Source organism: Desulfurobacterium indicum (assembly GCF_001968985.1).
Taxonomy (GTDB): Bacteria; Aquificota; Aquificia; order Desulfurobacteriales; family Desulfurobacteriaceae; genus Desulfurobacterium_A; species Desulfurobacterium_A indicum.
On record NZ_MOEN01000007.1, the window covers coordinates 1 to 20,927 of the forward strand.

The window sequence follows — 20,927 nt, forward strand, 5'->3', positions numbered from 1 at the left end:
TATTTCCTCTAAGGTTACCTGCGATATTTTGCTTATGGTTGAGGGTGAGTATTTAAGTTCAAACACGCTTTCAAGAGCCTGGGCTACTGCTCTTGCACTCATACCAGAGGCAAACATCCCAAGTATTAAGTCTTCAAGATTGATATCTCTTCTTCTATAAGGTTCTATCAACTTTGTTCTGAATTTTCCCTCTCTATCTCTTGGAATTCTCAGATTTTCAAGCTTACCGATAACAGTATCTAAGTTTCTAACGTAAAAGCCGTTCTTTGTTCCTCCATGTTCTTTAAGAAACACTTCTCTTTCAGCCGTCATGATTGACTCTAAGGTTTGCTTTACCACTTCCTTAACTAGGTCTGGTAAAATCTTCTGTAGTTCCATTTTTGCCTCCTGGGGTTGGTATTTGTGGGGTGTTCCCCAGGAGGTTATCCCATTTCTCAAGCTTACACAAAATATCGTACACTACCTTCTATCACCGATGATGTGGCTGCGAAGCTCGGAATTACGAATGAGTATATTGAAAGAAAAGCTCTTGAAAGAATAAGAGAGATTGAAGAGAGAAAACAGAAATTTGGTGTTTCTGATGTTGACCTTTATAACAGAGATGTTATTCTTGTAGATGACGGGATAGCAACGGGGTTGACGGTTAAAGCCGCGATTTCTGAAATAAAAAGGGAGCGGCCGTTACGTATAATTCTTGCTGTTCCTGTTATGCCTGAAGATAAGATAGAAGAGTTTTCTTCGCTGGTTGACGACCTTATAGTTCTATATGCTCCGACATTTTTCAATGCCGTAGGGCAGTTTTACCAGTATTTTCCTCAGGTTGAGGATGAAGAGGTAATAAAGATACTTAGAGAGTTAAACGAGAGATGATGGATACGCTTTTTTCAAAAGGGAAAAGACCTCTTGCTGTCAGGCTTCAGCCTGAAAATTTTGAAGAGTTTGTTGGTCAGAGACATATTATAGGTAAAGGTAAACCTTTAAGGCGACTTATTGAAAATGATGCTGTCAAGCCTTCCATATTTTGGGGAGAACCTGGAACCGGCAAAACGGCACTGGCACGGTTGATAGCTAAAATGTCCAATGCCGACTTTATAGAGCTTAACGCTGTTACTTCAAACATTAAAGAGATAAAAGAGGCTCTTGCAAAGGGGAGAAAAAACTTTGAGATTGGAAGGAAGACAATACTTTTCATAGATGAAATTCACAGGTTTAACAAGGTTCAGCAGGATGCGTTGCTTCCCGATATAGAGGCGGGAAATGTCATACTTGTAGGTGCTTCCACTGAGAACCCTTACTTTTCCCTCGTTCCGGCTTTAAGATCAAGGGTTAAACTTTACAAGTTTGAGCCTCTTTCGCCGGGAGAGATTAAGACTTTAATCATGAGGGCGCTTACCGATAAGAGAGGTTTAAAGAAGCAGAATTTGGCAATTTCCGAAAGTGCCCTTGAGCTTCTTGCCAGACTTTCGGGAGGGGACGGCAGGAAGGCTTTGAACTATCTTGAAGAGATTGCTGCTTTGCTTCCTTCTGGTTCTGAAATTGATGAAAAGGTTGTGAAGGAAGTGGCTTTCGGTGAAACCACAAAATACGGTAAGGGAGACTATCACTATGATGTTATCTCTGCTTTTATAAAATCTGTTAGAGGAAGTGATGTTGATGCGGCACTTTACTACCTTGCAAGGATGCTTAAAGGTGGAGAGGATCCAGTTTTCATTGCAAGGCGTCTTGTTATCCTTGCTTCTGAAGATATAGGTAATGCAAATCCACAGGCTCTCTTGATGGCAAATGCTGCAATGGATGCGGTTTCAAAGATAGGGATGCCGGAAGCAGCACTCGTCCTTGCCCAGGTTACGATATATCTTTCAATGAGTCCGAAATCGAACGCCGTTTACAAATCTCTCAAAAGGGTTGTGGAGGCTGTTGAATCGGGCGATGTCCTTCCTGTTCCTCTCCATTTAAGGGATTCTCATTACAAAGGTGCCGGCAATATGGGGCACGGTAAAGGTTATCTTTATCCTCATGATTTCCCGGGACATTACGTTGAGCAGAACTATCTTTCCGAAGATAGGAAATTTTATTCTGATGATGGTATAGGCTTTGAAAAACAGTTAAAACAGTGGCTGGAGGAGATGAAAGGTGCTAAAAATAACAGGAAAGACTGACGTTTACGGTATTTTTGGTTTTCCGGTGGAACACTCCCTTTCTCCTTTAATGCAGACTGCGGCTTTTCATACCCTCGGTATTGATGCTGTCTATGTGCCTTTTGAGGTTAATCCTGAAAACCTAAAGGATGCAGTTGCAGGTCTTCGTGCCATGAATATAAGAGGGATAAACATCACCGTGCCTTTAAAGGAGAAAATTGTTCCGCTTCTTGATAAGGTAGATGAGGCAGCAGCCTTTTTGGGAGCCGTTAATACTGTTAAGAATGAAAACGGTATTTTGAGCGGTTACAACACCGACGGAGACGGTTTCGTTGATTCTCTTGAAGAGGAGGGAGTCGATATAAGCGGAAAAACAGTTCTCCTTATAGGAGCGGGAGGTTCGGGGAAAGCGGTTGCTTTTGCCCTTTTAAAGAGAGGAGCCGAAAAGGTGGTTATTGCCAACAGAACAGTTGAAAAAGCAGAGTCTCTTGCCGGGAAACTTGAAAGCTACGGGAAGGTTGAAGCTGTTTCTCTGGGCGATGTTGAAAACCTCCTGGAAAAGGTTGATTTAATCGTGAATACAACGTCTCTTGGTATGAAAGAGAGTGATCCACCGCTTTTTAACTATATACTTATTCCTTCCTCTGTCACAGTTGTTGATATTATTTACAAACCTTTTAAAACAAAACTCCTTCTGGCGGCAGAAGAAAATGGGGCAAAGATAGTAAATGGTCTGGGAATGCTTGTTCATCAAGGGGCAAGGGCTTTCAGGATATGGACAGGACGTAAGCCGCCGATAGATGTGATGAAAAGAGTTCTAATGGAGCAGTTATGGTAGAGTTTATGCGGGAGCTTGTTAATTCTTCCGTCTGGAATCAGTATGAGCCTTACTTTTTGTCAATAATTTTCGGTGCTCTTGTTGGGATAGAGAGGGAGTATAAAAAACAGCTTGAAGGGATTCCGACGTTTGGTGGTATTAGAACGTTTATTCTCATATCCTTGCTTGGAACTTTGTCCGCTCATGTGGCCGATGGTATATCTCCGATTGTTGTTCCTGTGGTTTTTGTGGTTGCTTCTGCTTTTATTCTTATGGCTCAAAAGAACGAAAAGGAGCCGGGCTTGACTTCCGAATTTGCCGCCCTTGTAACCTTTTTTACAGGTGTCCTCTGCTTTTTCAGAGAGTATCAGATAGCTGCCGTTATATCGATAGCTGTTTTTTCTATTCTTACGTTTAAAAAGCCGATGCACGAATTTGTAAGGCACATTACTCTTGATGATTTGTTTGCATTTTTAAAATTTGCCGTTGTTACGGTGCTTATCTATCCTCTCCTTCCTGATAAAACGTTTTACGGAGTAAATCCGAGAGATGTTTGGGCGATGGTTGTTGTTATCTCTACGATAGATTTTATCGGATATGTTCTTACCAAATTTGTTGGAAGTAAGAAAGGGACAGTTATTACAGGACTTATAGGAGGTCTTGTTTCAAGCACGGCCGTTACAATTACTCTTTCGTCGTTTGCGAAAAGGAATCCGGTTATAGTGAGTGAATATGCCGCCGGGATAGTCGGTGCTTCTGCGATAATGTTTTTTAGGATTTTAACACTTGTTTTTATCGTTAATACTGCTCTTGTAAAGTTTTTTCTCTTTCCGTGTGTTGTTGCTACAATTTTCGGCCTCTTCTTCACCTATGCCAGGGCAAAAATGACAAAGGGAAATGAAAAGATAGAGGTTGAAAATCCTTATGAGTTATCAACGGCTCTTAAATTTGGAGTCTTTTTCGGTTTTATTCTTTTTCTTACGAAGTTTGCTGCAAAGTATGCCGGTGCCTGGGGGCTTTTTGCTATAGCAGCCGTTTCGGGGCTTTCCGATGTGGATGCAATAACGCTTTCAATGGCAAAACTTTACTCTTCCGGTGAAATTACGGCATTGATAGCGGTTACGGCGATATTTATAGCGGCTACGGTGAACACACTTTTTAAATGGTTTATTACCTTTTTCATTGGGGGCAGGGAAATATTTAGAGAAAGCACTAAAGGCTTCCTTTTGCTTCTTGCCGGAGAAATTCTTGGATTGGCAGGAATTTTTGCAGTTTTATTACGTTAAACTAAGATTCCTCCGGATTGAGAAGCCACTTTTACAGGTCTGTTTTCTTCATCTACAAGAACAACCGTTGGAGAGAAGTTCTCAAGTTCTGCCTCTTCAAGTTCACAGTAGGAAACGATAATAACTTTATCGCCCACCTGCACTTTTCTTGCAGCAGCACCGTTTAAGCATATTACGCCACTTTCCGCCTCTCCAGGTATTACGTATGTGGAAAATCTTTCACCATTTGTGATGTTGTATATATCAACCTTTTCGTAAGGAAGAATGTTGGCAAGTTTCATAAGTGAAGAGTCTATGGTAATGCTTCCCTCATAGTTAAGGTCTGCCTGTGTTACCGTAGCTCTGTGTATTTTTGACTTAAACATAAATCTTCTCATTCTGCCTCTCCGCAAGAGAGTTTATTCAGAGTAAATATATATAAATCTGGTGTGAAAATGCAAAGATGGGAGAAAAAGATGAACTTTTAAAGAGCGGGCTTCAAGCCCGCTGGAGATTATTTCTCGGCCATTTCTTTTAATAGATCCCTTATCTCTGAAAGTAAAACTTCCTCTTTTGATGGTGCTGGTGGTGCGGATGGTTTTTCTTTTTCTTTCTTTTTAAAGGAGTTTATAGCTTTGATTGCCAAAAATATTGCGAAAGCTATTATTACAAAATCAACGACAGATTGGATAAATTTTCCATATTTGATAGTTGCTTTTCCAACAGTTATAGATAGTCCTGTAAAATTTACACCGCCGACAAGAAGCCCTATAAGTGGCATAAGGACATCACCAACAAATGATGAAACGATTTTCCCGAATGCTGCACCTATGATGATACCGATTGCCATGTCAATTACATTACCTCTCATGGCGAATTCTTTAAACTCTTTGAGTATTCCCATACTTTTCCTCCGGATAGTGTTATTTGTTTGCAAAAATAAATATTTTAGTTCCCGGAATAATTTAAAATACATCCAAGCTCATTTTAATATAATTTGAATTTTGCTGTCAATTTTTAATTTTTTAGATTTTTTTGATTACTGGGAGGGAAAATTTGAAGAAAGCGAGGGGTGATTCACCCCTCACTTATTGATATCTTCGGAAACCTTCTTAACAACTTCGGCAATGTAGTAGCCTGAAAGAAGCTCAAGACCCCACACGATCAGTGTCGGTATGGCAGCGCCGTAGGTGAGAGCTTTTACTACCAGAGCCACTGGTCCTGCAACAATTATGTTCATTCCCAGAATTATTGAGAACGTAAGAACCAGGAAAAAGGCAAGGTAGTAAGCATACTTAAACGGTTCCAGTGAGTTATACCAGAGTATTAGAAGTGATGCGATGCTCATCTCTTTTATCTTTTCTACCGGCTCTTTCACTTTAGCCATTAAGGTTTCTTTGCTCAGTTCCTCTCCTTTTAGAAACATTGATGCTGCATTTGCCACACCGCCATAGCCAAAGATGAGCCTGTTAGCAAACAGCCAGAAGCCGATTAATCCTATTAAAAATGCTGCTGTTTCGGGATTTGATGCGGCAACTGCAATTAATGCCGCTATTCCAAAGGCTGCTGCGATAACGGTAATTGCAAAAAGAATCATAAACAACCACCAGACTATCCTTTCTTTTTTCATTTTTCACCTCCTTTTTGAGTGCTTTGAACAGTGGCTTTGTTTGATACGCCCATTTTGAAAGGATGTACTATTGTGTAAAGATCACTTGAAAGTGGTGTTATGTAGGTAAAGGTTGCCAGAATACCATCACCAATTTCAAGTTTTTCTGTTCCTGGTTTGAGTTTTAGAACCACTTTAGTAACTACTCCCGGAGGTAGTGTTACTTTTACAGGAATGTTAGAAACCACGTAGCCTTTTTCTTTGGTTTTGCTTCCCGGCGTAAATACGAAAGATTCCTGAATAATTGTTAAAGGCATTCCTCCGGGATTAAGCATTGAATAGGTCAACTGGTGCTTTTTCCTGTTGTAACTTACTTCTGTGACAATCGGTGATGCCGGGATTGACGCTACAACTTTTGCTACCGTTACGCCTGTAAAGAATGTTCCTATGCTCCAGCCGAGAAACAGACCGATGATGGTTAGCAGAGCAAGTATTCCTGCTGGTTTTCTCATCTTTCACCTCCCATTATTGGATTTAACATGGCTCAATTTAATAATCTAAAATATTATTGTCAACCTTATTTAGTTTTCTATATTAGTTGACTTTAAATTACGTGTGATATATTTTCAAATATAGAAGTATTTGCTGAAACACGAAAAATCACAACCGGAGGTGAAAATGGTAATCAGAAAGGAGCACGCGCTCGCTCTCCTGAAACTGAGAGAGGTAGAGAAAGGACAGTTCTGTAGAGTCAAGGAAACGGAAGAAGCGCCGTTTATGGAGCTTGAGATGGCAAACCTTGCAAGGATGGGAAAACCTCTTGAGTATATTTTGACGTATTGGGGAGAAGCTCTTGTAAACGTTTTGAAGGAAATGGTTGAGAAGGGAGTTATTTCTCATCCTGAAAAGTGGGATGAAGAGTTTAGATGGGTTGGTTCTGAAGTTATAGCCATGATAGATTCGGCTGTCAAAAATGCGGATATTCCTGGAGAGCTTACTGAAAAGTATCTTGAAGAGAGGGGATTTGTTGAAGAGAAAAAGATAGAGAAGAAGGGGACTTTTAAAGTTATAAATGATTATGCCAGAGCCGTTTATGATATTTTCCAGAATGCAAGTCCGAGGTTGATTGTATCAAAAGAGCTTCACGACTACATTAAATCAATTCCTTCAGGTCCTGCCGAAAGCTCAATGCTTAAAGGTGAGGAAAGGTTGCCTCTCATACTTGAATCAATGAGACTTATAGCTTTTTCTGTGCCTTCATCCGATGTTTATACTTTTACCGCTCTCGGATGTAAGGTCAAGGAGGCTTGTGAGTTGATTCCGCCGGCTCTTGATGTGGTTATTTCTGAAGACATTATGGACACACTTGCAGAGTGTTTTGATTCCGGTATTGATGAATTAACTGAAGAAGAGAAAGAAGTGCTGTGGGCACTTGCTCTTGTAGATGATAAAGGTGAGTTACTTCCGCCGGGAGAAGCTCTTCTTGAAGTTTACAGGGTCTGGAAGGACAAGGAAGTTCTTCCTGTTAAGACGATAAACGTTGAAAATATTGATGCTGAGCTTCTCAAAGGTATTGAAGAGGTATGGAAAAAGCATGAAGATAATCCGGAAGTTGTTCCTACTGTCGATGAGCTTGTTCATTACCTTTTTTACAAGCCTCTTAAAGATTACAAGCATGTTATGGAACATTACGGCAGAAGGCTCTATCAGGATTTGGGTTATCAGAAAAAAGAAGAGATTAAAAAGAAGTTTTCCGAAGTTAAAACGGTTGAAGAGCTTTTCAAGAGCTTTTACGAAAAGGGAAACAAGTGGTATGTCAAGCTTTACGACATTGTTCAAGAGAGTCTCTATACTATGGAATCATTTAACCTTATCGAATCAAAAGATTATAACGGCAAAAAGGTTCACTATCTAACAGATTGGGGCAAGAAAGCTCTTGAAGATATGAAGACAAGAGGATTTAGAAGGATTTCTTCAACGGCTGTTAAAGCTATTACGATTAAGAACAGAGTTTTCGGTGCTCCCAATGTTGACTGGTATGAAGAAGCAGTTTCCGCTCAGCTTGTTGGTGGTGGGGAGCCGACGGTTGCGGGTAAGCTCTATGAAGATGCGGCTTATGGAATCAAGAGACTTCCCCACATAACAAGATTTGAGCTTCAGGTTCTTCACAAAATTCCGGAAAACGGCTTCTTTGTAGATGATCTTTACGAACATTTTGATGAGACGTGGCATGAAGAGATTGAATATGCCGTTAATAAACTTGAAGCAAGAGGATATATTGATATCTTACCAAACAGGGCAATTGTCCTGACAGAAGTTGGAAGACTTATAAAGAGGGCCCTCGCCGGAACACCGGAAGGTTTCGCCAATCCTATTACGCCTCTTGGCGTCAGGGTGCTTGATGCGCTCAGGAAAGTAGGAACTCTCTATGTTAAAGAGCAAAAAGTAAGAGTTCTTCCGAAAAATCTTAAAGAAGCCATTAAGCTTTCAGGCCTTGATGAAGAGACTTTCGGTGAAGAACTCTTAATTCTTAAAAAGGCAAACCTTGTTGGTAAAAACAGCATCAATGAAGCAGGCCTTTTGATCCTTGAAGCTTTCGACAAACTTAATTAAACCTTATCAGGGAGGGAGTTATGGCAAGGCTCTACGGAAGAGTTGATTCACCGGAAGACATCAGGCGTATAAACTGTATTATCAGAGATGAAATGCTTGAAGTGGAAAGTGTTGAGCAATTAACAGACCTTAAAAAGAGGTCTGACTATCTTTGTACTTTAACCTATTCTCCATTCTGGCTTAAAAAGTTCGGCCCTATGATTGAAAAACTTCGTGAAGTTGCTTTGGAGGAGAACAGGGCAACTGTTAGACTTGCCAATTACGTTTCTGCTTATAAAGGTTGGGATAAGACTTACGATCCGTGGGGAAGGGATAACAAGACGATAGACGAACGTCTCAAGGAGATACCTGAAGAGATAATGAAAGAGATTAAAGAGACAGTTGTTGATTTGAAACTGTCTCCGGAGATACTTGAGGAGCTCCGCAGGGATTTCTGTGCTATAAGAAAGGCAATGATACTTGTCGAATCTTCAGAATTGCTTACAAAATTAAAACATCAGGCTGATCTTATTGTTGCAATTACTCATCTTAAAGATTTCAGGCAAAGATTTGAAGATATCCTTGATAAGATTGATGAAATTGTAAAAGTAGAGGAAAAAAGAACGGTTAAGCTTGCAAACATAATTTCAGAAGTTAACGGCTGGAAGGTAACATACGAAGTTTGGGACGAGAGTGACATAAGAGAAGATGAAACTCTGGAGCAGTATGTTGAAAGGCTTCTGGAAGAAGAGGAGAAAGCACAGAAATATATTCCCACGGAGGCAAGATACAAAGAAGGAAAAGTTCTATGGCTTGTTTACCATCATCCAAAGAGGAATAGAGAGTATGCTAAGAGGATATATATTCCGGGCACTTCCAGAAATATAAAAATGGAGGGCCCCGGTAAGTTTAAAAATAGATTTGGCCGGGAAGTTTACGGAGTAAAAATTACATATGAGGCGAATATTCGTCCTACGGTTATTCACATAGGTGACAGAATTATTCACCTTCCCGAAAGATGGGTTAAAAGGGAGAAAGTTGTTCCAATTCCAGAAGGTGCTTATGATATTCGACTTGTTGAAGAGAGACCAGAAGTTGCCTATCCTATTGCTTGATAGACTGTTTTTCGTTTTGATGAAAACCCCGACAGATGTCGGGGTTTTTTTCTTTTAAAGGATTATATTCTAATAGTAAAATTTTCTTTTGAGAGGTGATGAAAGTGGATTTTCTGAAAGATGCACGTGAAATAAAAGATTTTATTGTCGGTTTAAGGCGTCAGATACATCAGTATCCTGAACTTTCAGGAAGGGAATTTAAAACGTCCGAGCTTGTTGCCGACACGTTAAAGGATATAGGTGTTGATGAACTGCAGGAAGGCTTTGGAGAGACAACGGCTGTGGTTGCTCTTATAAAAGGAAACAGTGATAGGACGGTTGCTTTAAGGGCAGACATGGATGCCCTTCCTATAAAAGAAGAAACCGGGAAACCTTACGCTTCAAAAATTGACGGTGTTATGCACGCTTGCGGTCATGATGCCCATACTGCAATGTTGCTTGGAGCGGCAAAACTGCTTGTGAAGCATAAGAAAAAACTTAAAGGAAACGTTAAGCTCATTTTCCAGCCCTGTGAGGAGCGGCAGGACTGTCGCGGTGCAAAGAGGCTTGTTGCTGCCGGTGTTCTTAGAAACCCTGATGTTGGTGCCATTTTCGGTATTCACGTTTTCCCGGAGCTTGAAACGGGAAAAGTGGCAACCTGCCCCGGTGCCGCTCTTGCATCGTCTGATGTTTTCAGGATAAAGATTTACGGAAAGGGAACTCATGCGTCAAAACCTCACATGGGAATTGATACCGTTTTGATAGCGTCACAGGTTGTTAATACGCTTCACCACATTGTGAGCAGAAGAGTAGATCCCCTTGATCCGGCTGTCCTTACCATAGGAACGATAAAGGGAGGAGAAGCTGAGAACATCATTCCCGATACCGTTGAGATGGCAGGAACGATAAGAACTTTAAACGAAGATGTGAGAAAGAAAATTCCGCTATGGATAGAAGAGGCTTTAAGAGGGATAACATCTGCTTACGGCGGTTCCTATGAATTTGACTATGAGGAGGGTACTCCACCTCTTATAAATGATAAGAAAGTTACAGAATTTGCTATGAACAGTTTGAAAGAGCTTCTTGGTGAAGGGAATGTTCTCTATCTTGAAAAGCCTTCAATGGGCGGAGAGGATTTTGCAGAATATCTGAAGTTTGTTCCCGGCACCTATTTCAGACTTGGAACTGGCAACAGAGAAAAAGGAACAACTTATCCCCTTCACAATCCAAGGTTTGATATTGATGAAGATGCCCTTCCTGTTGGCACTGCAGTTCTCTCTTTTCTTGCCTTTAAATGGCTTTCAGATAAGTAGCTTTTGAAGCCCCCTGGTGTCTTTTTTCGTTTTTAGATAAAATTTATGTTATGTATTGATATTTTGATATTTTGGAGGGCACTGTGGGGCTTGAAGAGAAGATAAAAGAGCAAGATTTAAAGGCAGAGAATGTTTTTGTTGCTTCGCTTTTGGCAGGACTTAACGAGTTTGGCATTCTTAATCAGGGAATTATAAATCTGACAGGCGGCAGGATAGGGGATTTTCTCTTTCAGTTTGCAAAGGTGAAGGGATTTGCGATTTCCCCTTTTCTTTCACTTGAAGAGCAAGTTAAAAAGGCTATAGTGTTTCTGAATGAACGTCTTCGTATTGGTAAAGTTTTTGTTGAGTTTGCAGGAGAAGATTTTTTTATAAAAGTATATTCTTCTTCCTGCAGATTTTGCCCAAAAGGAGTTGGAGAGGCGGAGTTGGAAGGGACTTTATGTCCGTTTCCAAAAATTTTTGAAAGGTTTCTCGAACTTTCCTGCCGTAATGGTATTGTGGTTGTTCCTGAAGATATAGATATGAAAACCCTTGTCAAAAGGGAAGGTTTTTGCGTCATACACTACCGTTGTGTGAAGTGATTTGTTTCAAAGTTAAGCAGCAATTTTTTTATGGATGTGCCAGCGGAAAAACCGCCAATATTTTTGGATGATATAACCCTGTGGCAGGGAATAATAATTGGAAATGGATTTCTTTTGAGTGCCTGTCCGACAGCTCTTGGTGATGTTTTGAGTATCTTTGCGATTTGACCATAAGTTATAGTTTTACCGGGGGGAATGGCCATAACAGTTGAGAAAACTTTTAACTGAAAAGGTGTAAGTAACTCGTCCTTGAAAGGGACAATGACTTTTCCATATTTCTCGTAGGCTTGAAATCTTTTAACAATTAAAGGATGTCCCTCTATCTCTGCCAACTTTTCTGTTGTTAAGTTCACTTTTGTTGCGGTGTTTTCTGTGTGTTCTACTATTACGGTGACTCCAAATGAGAACTGAACAACGGTTATCATTAGATCATTCCAGCTATCCTTAAAGCAACTTCAAGGTCTCTCTGGAAGTCGGTTTCCCCCCGCCGGTTTCTCAAAAGATATGCAGGGTGAAATGTTGGTATAACTATGTAATCTTTTACCTTGAATTCTTGTCCTCTTATTTTTGATATTGGTGTTTTTTCGGGGAGGTTTAAAACTGTTCTTGCGGCAAAAGCACCAAGACACAGGATAACTTTTGGTTTTATTATTTCTATCTGTTTATTGAGGTAAGGGTAGCAGGTTTTTATTTCATCCGGCTGTGGATTTCTATTTTTTGGTGGTCTGCATTTTACAATGTTGGTGATGTAAACTCTTTCTCTTTCTATGCCGAAAAGGTTTAAAAATCTTGTCAATAGTTGTCCTGCTCTTCCCACAAAAGGCCTTCCCTGAAGATCTTCCTGTTCTCCTGGAGCCTCTCCTATGAACATCAGGTTTGTTTTGGGGTTCCCTTCTCCAAATACGACGTTGTGACGTGTTTCAGCAAGTCTGCATTTTTTGCATTTAAGGACTTTTTCTTTTAGCTTTTCAAGCTCATCAGTATCATTTTCAATGTTAATGTTTTCTTTTCCTGCCATGGAAGCTCCTTTAATTTTTATCTCTTCATATCCTATTTCGTTTAAAAATATTATGAACTGCCGGATTTTATCCAAAAATTTCCTCCCACAGTTCTCCGTCACATATCCAGCTGGTATTTCCTTCTAAAAATACATCTTTTAGCTGGTTATCAAAATAGATGGTCAAGGGCTCTCCGGAGCGCGTTATAACCGTTATAGGTGGCTCTTTTGAGAATAGTCTGGAGAAAGCTATTGCAGCTGCAACAGAACCTGTGCCGCAGGCGAGAGTCTCTCCTTCTACACCTCGTTCATATGTTCTTACAAACAGCTTTCCGTCTTTAAATTGGGCGAAATTTACGTTCGTTCCTTCCGGCTTGAACATTTCGTGGAAGCGTATTTTTCTTCCCAGATTTTCCACATCGACGTTTTCTATATTTTCAACAAATGCAACAAAGTGGGGAACACCGGTATTTAAGAAAGCACCTTCTATGTTCCTGGTGTCCGTTTTTATCTTACATTTAAGATTTATATCGTAAGGTTTTGTCATAAGGACTTTTACTGTTTTACCGTTTACTGTGGCTTTTATTATTCCTGCTCCTGTTTCAAATGTCATCTCTTTTGGTGCTATTTTCTTTTCAAAGGCGAATCTTGCTGCGCATCTTGCACCGTTTCCGCACATGGAAGCTCTGGAACCGTCAGCGTTGAAAAAATCCCATTTAAAGTTAACGGAAGAAGATTTTTCTATGAGAATGAGGCCGTCTGCTCCTATTCCTTTTTTTCTGTTACATATTATCTGGATGAATGTTTCTATGTTTAAGTCTTTTTTTGCCAGAAAGTTATTAATGAAATGTGTTCGATTATCAATTATTATAAAGTCATTTCCGGTGCCTTCTAACTTTGAGAAACTTATCACTTATGCCGTCTCCACATTCTGCTTTTCTTTGATATTTTCGGCGAACTTTTTAAATCCGAAATAGGAGAGGATAGAGAAGATTAATCCAAGGGAGGCACCACCTACAAATGTCGGTACTAAAAGAGCAAGTCCTGTTGAGAATAGCTTTGAAATTGAAAAGGTAGATAAGGAGACTCTCATTACCTGGTATCCAAGGAGTCTTAAAATTCTGTATCCGACATAGTAATCTATAATGAGCACGGGGACGGTTGTCCACGGGTTTGTTACGTGAGTTCCTATCGCTGCTGCTATCTTGCTTGCTTTTGCAAATGCCGCTATGGTGATTGCTATTAATACCTGAAATCCGTTTACAGGGAGGAATCCTATAAATACGCCAAGAGCCAATCCTCTTGCTGTTTCTTCCGGCTGGTCCTTTAATTCAAGAAGTTTTTTGATGTAGAATCTGAAGGAAAACAGCTCTTTAAGCTTCATTCCCATTCCTCATATTTTAGATATCCTTTACGAATCACATTCTACAAAAAAATGTATGCTTTTACAAATTATTAAACAATATCGTTGGTTTTTGTTTTCCTGTTTAAGGTAAAATAAAACTTAAGATATTTTTTATTTTGGAGGTTTTAAGTGAAAAGGAAGGCATTTACACTTATAGAGCTTCTTGTGGTTGTTGTTATTTTGTCTCTGCTTGCTGCGATAGTAGTTCCAAAACTCACGGGAAGGGTTAATGAAACAAAGATAAAGACTACGAAGGTTCAGCTTAAAGAGATAAAGAGAGCTCTTGAGATGTATAAACTGGATAACGGCATGTATCCTACGACTTCTCAAGGACTAAAAGCTCTTGTTGAAAAGCCGGAAACGCCGCCTGCTCCCGCCCACTGGAAGCAGTATCTTGATAATATTCCGAAGGACGGCTGGGGGAACGACTTTGTTTATGTTTGTCCCGGCGATAAACATCCCTTTGAGCTGAAGTCAAAAGGACCTGATGGAGAGTTAAATACACAGGATGATATTTCCGTGTGGGATCAATGAGAAGGGGGTTTACACTTTTAGAAGTTCTTATTGGTGTTACTATTTTTGCTGTTGCAGCTTCCGCTTTGATTTTTGTTTCTTCAAAAAATGTTGAGAGATTGGAAAGAATAGATGATACGATTAAAGGAATTTATATAATGAAGTCACGTATTTACGGTTTGCCGTACAACGATACTGATGGATTTAAAATTGTGGAAAGCCGGGCTAATCTGGAGTATGGAATAGTAGAAAAAAGTTTTAGTGTAAATAAAGACGGGAGACATCTTTTTACGTTTTACTATTATGAAAAAGAGTAAAAGTGCTTTCACTCTTCTTGAAATTCTTATAGTTGTTTCTCTTATGGCTGTTCTTCTCGCAGCTGTTGAGTTTTTTTACAGCGGAACGGTTTTTTCTTCCGGGGATATTGAACAGAAAGCTGTTTATGTTGAGAATGATTTGAATTTATACTCTCAGCTTTCCAGACAACTATTCTCTTTTTTTAAACCTAGAAATGAAAATTTTTTGCTGACAAAGGATAGGCTTGCTTTTTATACGCTTTATCCCGTTTTTTACTCTGGCGGAGTAAAAGCTGTTTATATTTTCAGAAGGGAAGGCAACGGAAAAACGGAAGTTATCTATCAAGAGTTTCCTTATCCTGACGGAAAACTTGATTCTAACGGGACAAAGAAGATTGTTATAGGGGATTTTTCTAATTTTGAATTTCAAGTTCTAAATGGCGGAAACTGGACAGAAAATTTTGAGGGTAACTTTACCGGCATTGCAAGACTTTTTGTAGATGGTAAAAAATTTTTGATAACCGGAAAGATAGAATGATTCTTCTTGTTATTTTAATGGTTATAGGTGCCGTGACAATGGCTGTAACAAATACTGCTGATGAGACGTTCTTTGCCTCTCACTATGTGACAAAAGTTCTTCAGCAGGAGCAAGTTATGGCTCTTGCCGATGCAATTTCGGCAGGGGTTAAGGAGCTTTTTGCCCGCGATGATGGGAATGTTGATTATTATGGTGAGTACTGGACTTATCCGGTGCCTGTTTCGCTGAACGGTGTTGATTTGACAGTTGAAATAGAGGATGAGGAAAGGTATTTAAATCCCAATATACTTGTAAAAAACGGTAAGGTTAATAAAAAAGCGGAAGAGATTTTTAGCAGACTTTTTAATATTACAGAACTTGGTGGAGATTTGCTTACGAAAGACATTGAGGACTGGATTCTTCCCGGCAGTTCAACCTTTAAGCATGCAAGATTTAGCACGACGGAAGAGCTTAGGCTTGTTGATGGTGTTACCGGTGAAATTTTTAACGGAACGGTTGAGGGAGGACACTTTAAACCAGGACTTCGTTCACTCCTTTCTGTGTGGACAGACGGGAAGGTTAACGTGAACACGGCATCAAAGTGGATTTTAATGGCACTTGACAGAAATATAGATGAAAATCTTGCAAATAATATTATTGAATACAGAAAAAAACATCCTTTTAAAAAGGTTGATGATCTTATAAACGTTGAAGGTATGACATCTGATATTATTTATAGAATAAAACCTTTTGTTGACGTTAAGAGCACCTATTTCCTGACCAGAGCGGTTGTGAAAATTGGTGATAGTAGCTATTCTCTTTACATACTTTTTAAAAGAGATGGGGCTTCCTTAAGAGAGGTCTGGAGAAAAGTAAAATGATAGTTAGAGTTGAATATCCTGACGGATACGGTGAGAGTTTTGAAGTTAACGTATTGAAAGGAGAAATAAAGCCTTATGGAGGGGATAATTACGACCGACTGTTCATTCTCCTTCCGGCTGAGAAGACAACCTTTAGAATAAAAACTTTTCCTTTCAGTGATAAGAGGAAAATTTACAAAATTATTGAAGGGGAAATAAAATCAAATCCTATCCTTTCCGGTAGAGACCTTGTTTTCCGTTCGTTGTTTTTCCCGATGGATAAAGGGACAGCTGTTTTCACTGTTATTACCGGTAAGGAAGATATTGAAAGAATAGGAAAACAGGGAATCGATGTTATCGATAGTGAGGTTGTGTCTCTTTTAAGGATTGTCCTTTTAAGCGGGAAAAACGGAGATTTTTATTATGAAAAAGAAAACGGCAATATCATTATTTCTGTGAGAGATGGCATTCCGATTTCGGTAAAGGTAGGTGAGAAGGAAAAGATAGGTGAGCCTATTCGTCTGGAAGCCATGAATAAGAAAATTCTTCCGCTTTTTGGCTCGGCACTTCAGATAATCAGAAATACGGAAGTGAATTTTTTGAAAGAAGAGTCTTCTGATACGGAAATTTCTCTTGTTAAATCGGCTCTTTTCCTTTTGTTTTCTCTGGTTGTTCTCAGCGGTGCTTTGTTTGCGGGAGGGGTTTTCTTTAAAAGGAAAATTAGAGGTGTTAGGAATAAGGAGGCGGAACTTTTTGAAAAGAAGTTTCCCGATATCCCTGCCGTTGACCCGCTAACTCAGCTGAAAGGGATGCTCCATTCTGCGTCAAAGGTGGAAATAGATACAGTGGATGTTATGGATGAAATAGGAAAGGTGAAAAACGGCATCTCTGTTTTAAAATTTAATGCCGGTGACGGACGATTTTCAGTAGAAGGGGAAGCTCCAGATATTTCTTCTGTTACCTCTTTTGCTGGCCGGCTTAAAAAATTTAATGCCGAGATTACGGAAACAGTTACTCTTAAAGATAAAGTCAGGTTTAGATTAGAGGGTCGTTACTGATGGAAAAAGTGAGACTTTTTTTCTCATCTTTCTCCGATAAAGAGAGATGGTGGATTGTAATTGGAGTTTATGCTGTTGTTATACTGGGAGGAGGATTTATTTTCCTGCCGGCAGCTTTTAATAGTTACGTAAAAGGGAAAGAACAGCTCAAAAGGACGGTTGTTGAATTTTATTCCTTTAAAAAGCTACTTTCTGAAGTAGTTCCTGATAAAAGCAGTCGTCCGATTTCTCTGGAAGATGTTTCTAAGGTTCTTTCTGATTCCGGTATAAAGCCTTTTGTTGTTTCGATTAAACCTTCCGGAGGAAATTTTGAGATAAAAGTGGACGGAACACCGGCAGATGTTTTCGCTTCAGCTTTAAAAACATTTAAAAAAGAGGGTTTTTCCGTTCCGTATGTTAATGTTGATACTGTTACAGGTAAGATAAAGGCACTCTTTACAGTTTCGGGAGAAAAATAATGAAAAAAATTCTGCTGGTTGTATTGTGTATAGCTGTATCTGTTTTTTCCTTTTTCTACTTCCTGCCGGCAGATGTGATGTTTGCAAACTACCTTTCCGCTTTAAATGTTAAATGTTCTTCTGTCGAAGGTAACGGCTTGCATATGAGTTTATCAGATCTGGAGTTTAAAGGAGTTTCGGTAAAAGGTGTTGATATTGTGAACAAGATTCTTTCTCTGGATATTATTTCCGGCAGGAGTAAAGTTAGTATTTTTCCTTTTAGTAAAAAGATTGAAGTTTCACTTAAGCGATTTCCTGTTTCTTTAAAAACTTATGGATTTGAGGCTGAAGGATATCTTAATTCGGAAGGTTTTGTAAAGTTTGATCTGTCAGGAGATTTAAATGGAAAGATTAATTTTGAGAGAGCGGTTTATAAAGGAATTAACATCGGAAATCTGGAAGGGCGATTTTCCTATAAAAATGGAAACTTTTCGTCAGATTTAATCTCTTCTCCAATTAGAGGGAGGATTACCGGTAGTGTTAAAGAGTTTAAAGGAAAAGTTATAGTTAAAGGTGTTGCCGATCTGTTTGTTTCAGGGCAAAAATTTTCCGAAAAGTTTTACTATGAACTGGCAGGGTTAAGATGACCAGAAAAGATATCTTTAATAGGATTTTGTCCTTACTACCGATATTTGTTAATTCCATTTCCCTTTTTGTGATTTTTGCTGCTGTTGGTGTAGGTTTTTCTCTGTTCGTTTTTCTTAAAACGTTTAACCTGGATACTTCCCTTCCACCTGCCTTGCATAAGAAAGTTAAATATATAAAAAGAAACTACTCGGGTCTGGATAAGTTTTTCTTGAGTAAGTCAACTTCTAATGTTGTTTTAACTGGTAATGATGTTCAATCTCAGGTTTCTGCGGTATCCGGGAAAGTTTTAGGGACTATAACGACAGGTAAAGATAGGTTTCTTCTTATTTCTCAGGGCGACAGTTTCAAGATTTTAAAAGAGGGAGATACTTTAAATGGAAAAACGATAGTGAAAATAGCCCCTCTTTATTATCAACTTTCTGATGGGAGTAAAATTTATCTTCTCTCTTCCGGTAGTGGGAGTTTAAATCGGAATTTACCACCAAATTTTCCTGTGGAAAGAAGGGGAAAGGAAAGAATTGTAAAACTTGATAGAACAATGGTGGAAAGGGAAACGGCAGACATAGGGAAACTGCTGAAAGATGTGAATATTGTTCCGGTTTTGAGACACGGTGAAACAATAGGTTACAGGTTTTTAAGGATAAAGCCTGGAACAATTTTGACAAAGATTGGATTTAGAAACGGAGACATAGTTACTGCTGTTAATAATATGCCTGTCAGAACAGTTGAAGATGCTTTTAAGATTTATAATATGCTAAGAAATGAAGATACTGTTAAGGTGGAAATTGAAAGAAGGGGAAGGAAGGAGGTTATCATATATGAGATTAGGTAAGTTTTTTTTCACAGTTCTTGTTTCGATTGTTCTGTTAGGGATGTCCTCTTTTGCGGCGAATAGCGTGAATCCTCAGATAGTAGCGCTTCTACAAAACATTGATCAGATAAAGAAAAGTAAAGAGATTACGATTAACTTTAAGGATATTGATATCAGGGATCTTACTTACCTTGCCTCTCAGCTGACAGGAAAAAACATTATTATTCCTTCTAACTTGAAAGGAAAAGTGACACTTATCTTTTCAAAACCAATATCTGTTCGTGATTTCTGGAATATTTACACGGCGATACTTAAAACCCGCGGATTTGCGATAGTTGATAGGGGGAAATTTTACGAGATTATTTCTCTTACAAGGGTAAAGGAAGAGACGCCGCCGCTTGAGAAGAGGCTTTCTTCAGGGGATGTTCTTGTAACTTATGTCTATCGATTTAAAAACGGTGATGTTACCAATGTGGAAAGGATACTCGGACGGTTTAGAGGAAGGAGAGGAACGCTTCTCTTTTATCGTCCTGCCAATATGGTCATAATAACCGATACGGCAGAAAATATCAGGAACTTTAAATCGGTTTTAAAACTTATAGATTCTGCTGAGAAAGGAACGGAAGTAAAAATATATCCGCTTGATTACGCAAAGGCTTCCGAGGTGGCAACGGCACTTAAAACGGTTTACTCCTCCATGTCAAAAAGAGGTGTTCCATTTGTCGTGTTCCCCGTTAATTCCGAAAACAGTCTTGTTGTCAGCGCAAGGAAAGATTTGATTCCTGAGGTTGACAGAATAATAAAAGAGCTTGATAAACCGGTTTCCACAAATAAAGAAAGAACGTTCCATGTAATTTATCTTAAAAATTCAAAGGCAGACGACCTTGCTGATACGCTTAGTAAGCTTGTTACAAGTATTGCTATTTATTCAGAATTTCCTAAAAAGAAGGGAAAAGCAGTGTCTATTTCCTCATCAAAGGATTTAATAAAGATTGTTCCCGATACCTCTTTGAATGCTTTGATAGTTTATGCCAATGATAAGGAGTATAAAGCAATAGAAAATCTTGTTTCGCAGCTTGATAAAAAGAGAAAACAGGTACTTGTTTCCGTCTTTATCGCTGAGGTTTCTCAGAAGGCGATGAAAGAGATAGGTATAAAATGGCAGATTTTCGGTAAGAACGGTGGAGCAGCGTTTAGAGGAGGGCTTTCAGATGCCGATTTTTATTCATCTGTCGGTTTGAGCAGTTTTGCAGCTGGTTTCTTAAGTTCAAGTGGTCAAACGGTTAATATAGGAGGAACAAACGTTTTCTTTCCGAACCTTCTTGCCCTCTTTTCTCTTCTTGAGTCCGGAACGGGCTTTAACGTGATTTCTGCTCCGAAGATTTTTACGATTAACAATAAGGAAGCGACAATAGACGTTTCTCAGGTAACACCTTTTGCCGAAAGCGTTAAGTTTGACGTTAACGGTAATCCGATAATAAACTATTCCTATAAGCCTGTTGGGCTTGTTCTGAAAATTACTCCTCATATATCGGTTGATAAATCCATCGTTATGGAGACACATCTTGAAGTTAACGATGTTATCGGTTACGAAAAACCGGACATAGGCGGTATTCAGTATGTTGTTCCGATAACTTCAAAAAGGGAGCTTGACACGACGATAAAAGTACCCGACGGAAAAACAATCGTTTTAGGTGGTTTAATTTCTAAGAAAACGATAGAGACAATGGAAGGCGTTCCATTGCTTTCCTCCATTCCTGTTGTTGGAAATCTGTTTAGGTATAACTCTAAAGATACCGAGAAAACCAACCTGTTTATTTTTATGACTCCTTATGTTGTTGAAACACCCGATGAGATTGCGAAGATAACAGAGTGGCATAAGAAGATGAGCGAACTTTTTCTTAAATATGAGAAAGAGCAGAAAGAGAAGATGAAAAAGGAAGAGATAAAAAGCAATATAAAAGGAAACGATTGAG

At 39.2% G+C, this 20,927-nt stretch carries 26 protein-coding genes; 17 read left to right on the plus strand and 9 right to left on the minus strand.

Going from position 1 to position 20,927, the window contains the following annotated elements:
* A partial coding sequence (locus tag BLW93_RS02720) for a transposase (RefSeq protein ID WP_173790638.1) occupies positions 1 to 378 on the minus strand: 378 nt, incomplete at its 3' end.
* A gap of 24 nt (positions 379 to 402) precedes the next feature.
* Between BLW93_RS02720 and BLW93_RS02725 the strand changes: the two genes are divergently transcribed.
* From BLW93_RS02725 to BLW93_RS02740, 4 genes are read left to right on the plus strand one after another with little or no spacing between them, the layout of a single operon-like run.
* Complete coding sequence (locus tag BLW93_RS02725) at positions 403 to 870, plus strand: phosphoribosyltransferase (protein ID WP_076712584.1); 468 nt, start codon at positions 403 to 405, stop codon at positions 868 to 870.
* A complete protein-coding gene (locus BLW93_RS02730; protein WP_076712585.1) occupies positions 867 to 2,159 on the plus strand; it encodes a replication-associated recombination protein A in 1,293 nt (430 codons plus the stop codon). Before BLW93_RS02725 ends, BLW93_RS02730 begins: the two co-directional genes overlap by 4 nt.
* Positions 2,134 to 2,976, plus strand: coding sequence for a shikimate dehydrogenase (locus BLW93_RS02735; protein ID WP_076712586.1), 843 nt, complete (start codon positions 2,134 to 2,136; stop codon positions 2,974 to 2,976). Before BLW93_RS02730 ends, BLW93_RS02735 begins: the two co-directional genes overlap by 26 nt.
* A complete protein-coding gene (locus BLW93_RS02740; RefSeq protein ID WP_076712587.1) occupies positions 2,970 to 4,241 on the plus strand; it encodes an MgtC/SapB family protein in 1,272 nt (423 codons plus the stop codon). Before BLW93_RS02735 ends, BLW93_RS02740 begins: the two co-directional genes overlap by 7 nt.
* On the opposite strand, the gene panD is transcribed toward BLW93_RS02740, so the two are convergent.
* The 4 genes from panD to BLW93_RS02760 all read right to left on the minus strand — a co-directional run bounded on the left by panD (position 4,238) and on the right by BLW93_RS02760 (position 6,341).
* Positions 4,238 to 4,618 carry an aspartate 1-decarboxylase gene (gene panD, locus BLW93_RS02745; protein WP_076712588.1) on the minus strand — a complete coding sequence of 127 codons (381 nt, stop codon included), beginning with the start codon at positions 4,616 to 4,618 and terminating at the stop codon, positions 4,238 to 4,240. The two genes, BLW93_RS02740 and panD, sit on opposite strands and share 4 nt — an antisense overlap.
* 116 nt (positions 4,619 to 4,734) lie before the next feature.
* Positions 4,735 to 5,124, minus strand: coding sequence for a large-conductance mechanosensitive channel protein MscL (gene mscL, locus BLW93_RS02750; protein ID WP_076712589.1), 390 nt, complete (start codon positions 5,122 to 5,124; stop codon positions 4,735 to 4,737).
* 180 nt (positions 5,125 to 5,304) lie between these two features.
* A complete protein-coding gene (locus BLW93_RS02755; RefSeq protein ID WP_076712590.1) occupies positions 5,305 to 5,850 on the minus strand; it encodes a hypothetical protein in 546 nt (181 codons plus the stop codon).
* On the minus strand, positions 5,847 to 6,341 hold the full coding sequence (locus tag BLW93_RS02760) for a hypothetical protein (protein WP_076712591.1): 495 nt from the start codon (positions 6,339 to 6,341) through the stop codon (positions 5,847 to 5,849). The genes BLW93_RS02755 and BLW93_RS02760 overlap by 4 nt, the downstream gene beginning before the upstream one ends.
* A 166-nt stretch (positions 6,342 to 6,507) precedes the next feature.
* Between BLW93_RS02760 and BLW93_RS02765 the strand changes: the two genes are divergently transcribed.
* The 4 genes from BLW93_RS02765 (at position 6,508) to BLW93_RS02780 (ending at position 11,409) form a co-directional block, all read left to right on the plus strand.
* The gene (locus BLW93_RS02765) at positions 6,508 to 8,442 is read left to right on the plus strand and encodes a DUF505 domain-containing protein (protein WP_076712592.1); all 1,935 of its coding nucleotides are present in this window, start codon (positions 6,508 to 6,510) and stop codon (positions 8,440 to 8,442) included.
* 20 nt (positions 8,443 to 8,462) lie between these two features.
* A complete protein-coding gene (locus BLW93_RS02770; protein WP_076712593.1) occupies positions 8,463 to 9,536 on the plus strand; it encodes a hypothetical protein in 1,074 nt (357 codons plus the stop codon).
* Positions 9,537 to 9,634: 98 nt separating this feature from the next.
* The gene (locus BLW93_RS02775; protein ID WP_173790643.1) at positions 9,635 to 10,828 is read left to right on the plus strand and encodes a M20 metallopeptidase family protein; all 1,194 of its coding nucleotides are present in this window, start codon (positions 9,635 to 9,637) and stop codon (positions 10,826 to 10,828) included.
* Between the two features lie 83 nt (positions 10,829 to 10,911).
* Positions 10,912 to 11,409 (plus strand): hypothetical protein, encoded by a 498-nt coding sequence (locus tag BLW93_RS02780; RefSeq protein WP_076712595.1) that lies wholly within the window; start codon positions 10,912 to 10,914, stop codon positions 11,407 to 11,409.
* Here the strand turns inward: BLW93_RS02780 and BLW93_RS02785 are convergent.
* From BLW93_RS02785 to BLW93_RS02800, 4 genes are read right to left on the minus strand one after another with little or no spacing between them, the layout of a single operon-like run.
* Positions 11,391 to 11,834 (minus strand): methylated-DNA--[protein]-cysteine S-methyltransferase, encoded by a 444-nt coding sequence (locus BLW93_RS02785; RefSeq protein WP_078058091.1) that lies wholly within the window; start codon positions 11,832 to 11,834, stop codon positions 11,391 to 11,393. The genes BLW93_RS02780 and BLW93_RS02785 overlap by 19 nt on opposite strands.
* Positions 11,834 to 12,502: a uracil-DNA glycosylase gene (locus BLW93_RS02790; RefSeq protein WP_076712596.1), complete on the minus strand. Its 669-nt coding sequence runs from the start codon at positions 12,500 to 12,502 to the stop codon at positions 11,834 to 11,836. The genes BLW93_RS02785 and BLW93_RS02790 overlap by 1 nt, the downstream gene beginning before the upstream one ends.
* Entirely contained in the window at positions 12,495 to 13,316 is an 822-nt protein-coding gene (gene dapF, locus BLW93_RS02795) for a diaminopimelate epimerase (RefSeq protein ID WP_076712644.1), read from the minus strand. The genes BLW93_RS02790 and dapF overlap by 8 nt, the downstream gene beginning before the upstream one ends.
* 3 nt (positions 13,317 to 13,319) lie before the next feature.
* Entirely contained in the window at positions 13,320 to 13,790 is a 471-nt protein-coding gene (locus BLW93_RS02800) for a DUF2062 domain-containing protein (protein WP_245791982.1), read from the minus strand.
* Between the two features lie 150 nt (positions 13,791 to 13,940).
* On the opposite strand from BLW93_RS02800, the gene gspG reads away from it, so the two are divergent.
* The 9 genes from gspG to gspD are packed head-to-tail and all read left to right on the plus strand — an operon-like array spanning position 13,941 to position 20,926.
* The gene (gene gspG / locus BLW93_RS02805; protein WP_076712598.1) at positions 13,941 to 14,345 is read left to right on the plus strand and encodes a type II secretion system major pseudopilin GspG; all 405 of its coding nucleotides are present in this window, start codon (positions 13,941 to 13,943) and stop codon (positions 14,343 to 14,345) included.
* Complete coding sequence (locus tag BLW93_RS02810; RefSeq protein WP_076712599.1) at positions 14,342 to 14,641, plus strand: type II secretion system protein; 300 nt, start codon at positions 14,342 to 14,344, stop codon at positions 14,639 to 14,641. Before gspG ends, BLW93_RS02810 begins: the two co-directional genes overlap by 4 nt.
* A complete protein-coding gene (locus BLW93_RS02815) occupies positions 14,628 to 15,158 on the plus strand; it encodes a type II secretion system protein (RefSeq protein WP_076712600.1) in 531 nt (176 codons plus the stop codon). The genes BLW93_RS02810 and BLW93_RS02815 overlap by 14 nt, the downstream gene beginning before the upstream one ends.
* Positions 15,155 to 16,018: a type II secretion system minor pseudopilin gene (locus BLW93_RS02820; RefSeq protein WP_076712601.1), complete on the plus strand. Its 864-nt coding sequence runs from the start codon at positions 15,155 to 15,157 to the stop codon at positions 16,016 to 16,018. The genes BLW93_RS02815 and BLW93_RS02820 overlap by 4 nt, the downstream gene beginning before the upstream one ends.
* Positions 16,015 to 17,055, plus strand: coding sequence for a hypothetical protein (locus BLW93_RS02825; protein WP_076712602.1), 1,041 nt, complete (start codon positions 16,015 to 16,017; stop codon positions 17,053 to 17,055). The genes BLW93_RS02820 and BLW93_RS02825 overlap by 4 nt, the downstream gene beginning before the upstream one ends.
* On the plus strand, positions 17,055 to 17,513 hold the full coding sequence (locus BLW93_RS02830; RefSeq protein WP_076712603.1) for a hypothetical protein: 459 nt from the start codon (positions 17,055 to 17,057) through the stop codon (positions 17,511 to 17,513). Before BLW93_RS02825 ends, BLW93_RS02830 begins: the two co-directional genes overlap by 1 nt.
* Positions 17,513 to 18,139 carry a hypothetical protein gene (locus tag BLW93_RS02835; RefSeq protein ID WP_076712604.1) on the plus strand — a complete coding sequence of 209 codons (627 nt, stop codon included), beginning with the start codon at positions 17,513 to 17,515 and terminating at the stop codon, positions 18,137 to 18,139. The genes BLW93_RS02830 and BLW93_RS02835 overlap by 1 nt, the downstream gene beginning before the upstream one ends.
* Positions 18,136 to 18,972 carry a PDZ domain-containing protein gene (locus tag BLW93_RS02840; RefSeq protein WP_076712605.1) on the plus strand — a complete coding sequence of 279 codons (837 nt, stop codon included), beginning with the start codon at positions 18,136 to 18,138 and terminating at the stop codon, positions 18,970 to 18,972. Before BLW93_RS02835 ends, BLW93_RS02840 begins: the two co-directional genes overlap by 4 nt.
* Positions 18,959 to 20,926 carry a type II secretion system secretin GspD gene (gspD, locus tag BLW93_RS02845; RefSeq protein ID WP_076712606.1) on the plus strand — a complete coding sequence of 656 codons (1,968 nt, stop codon included), beginning with the start codon at positions 18,959 to 18,961 and terminating at the stop codon, positions 20,924 to 20,926. The genes BLW93_RS02840 and gspD overlap by 14 nt, the downstream gene beginning before the upstream one ends.
* Position 20,927: the final 1 nt, after the last annotated feature.

Excerpts from the sequence above, each read along its gene's own strand:
- BLW93_RS02765 (WP_076712592.1), top strand. The coding sequence starts at position 6,508 with ATGGTAATCAGAAAGGAGCACGCGCTCGCTCTCCTGAAACTGAGAGAG.
- BLW93_RS02815 (WP_076712600.1), top strand. The coding sequence starts at position 14,628 with ATGAAAAAGAGTAAAAGTGCTTTCACTCTTCTTGAAATTCTTATAGTT.
- BLW93_RS02755 (WP_076712590.1), bottom strand. The coding sequence starts at position 5,850 with ATGAAAAAAGAAAGGATAGTCTGGTGGTTGTTTATGATTCTTTTTGCA.
- BLW93_RS02740 (WP_076712587.1), top strand. The coding sequence starts at position 2,970 with ATGGTAGAGTTTATGCGGGAGCTTGTTAATTCTTCCGTCTGGAATCAG.
- panD (WP_076712588.1), bottom strand. The coding sequence starts at position 4,618 with ATGAGAAGATTTATGTTTAAGTCAAAAATACACAGAGCTACGGTAACA.
- gspD (WP_076712606.1), top strand. The coding sequence starts at position 18,959 with ATGAGATTAGGTAAGTTTTTTTTCACAGTTCTTGTTTCGATTGTTCTG.
- BLW93_RS02800 (WP_245791982.1), bottom strand. The coding sequence starts at position 13,790 with ATGAAGCTTAAAGAGCTGTTTTCCTTCAGATTCTACATCAAAAAACTT.
- BLW93_RS02820 (WP_076712601.1), top strand. The coding sequence starts at position 15,155 with ATGATTCTTCTTGTTATTTTAATGGTTATAGGTGCCGTGACAATGGCT.
- BLW93_RS02825 (WP_076712602.1), top strand. The coding sequence starts at position 16,015 with ATGATAGTTAGAGTTGAATATCCTGACGGATACGGTGAGAGTTTTGAA.
- BLW93_RS02835 (WP_076712604.1), top strand. The coding sequence starts at position 17,513 with ATGAAAAAAATTCTGCTGGTTGTATTGTGTATAGCTGTATCTGTTTTT.
- BLW93_RS02830 (WP_076712603.1), top strand. The coding sequence starts at position 17,055 with ATGGAAAAAGTGAGACTTTTTTTCTCATCTTTCTCCGATAAAGAGAGA.
- BLW93_RS02775 (WP_173790643.1), top strand. The coding sequence starts at position 9,635 with ATGAAAGTGGATTTTCTGAAAGATGCACGTGAAATAAAAGATTTTATT.
- BLW93_RS02770 (WP_076712593.1), top strand. The coding sequence starts at position 8,463 with ATGGCAAGGCTCTACGGAAGAGTTGATTCACCGGAAGACATCAGGCGT.
- BLW93_RS02730 (WP_076712585.1), top strand. The coding sequence starts at position 867 with ATGATGGATACGCTTTTTTCAAAAGGGAAAAGACCTCTTGCTGTCAGG.
- mscL (WP_076712589.1), bottom strand. The coding sequence starts at position 5,124 with ATGGGAATACTCAAAGAGTTTAAAGAATTCGCCATGAGAGGTAATGTA.
- BLW93_RS02760 (WP_076712591.1), bottom strand. The coding sequence starts at position 6,341 with ATGAGAAAACCAGCAGGAATACTTGCTCTGCTAACCATCATCGGTCTG.
- BLW93_RS02840 (WP_076712605.1), top strand. The coding sequence starts at position 18,136 with ATGACCAGAAAAGATATCTTTAATAGGATTTTGTCCTTACTACCGATA.
- BLW93_RS02785 (WP_078058091.1), bottom strand. The coding sequence starts at position 11,834 with ATGATAACCGTTGTTCAGTTCTCATTTGGAGTCACCGTAATAGTAGAA.
- BLW93_RS02810 (WP_076712599.1), top strand. The coding sequence starts at position 14,342 with ATGAGAAGGGGGTTTACACTTTTAGAAGTTCTTATTGGTGTTACTATT.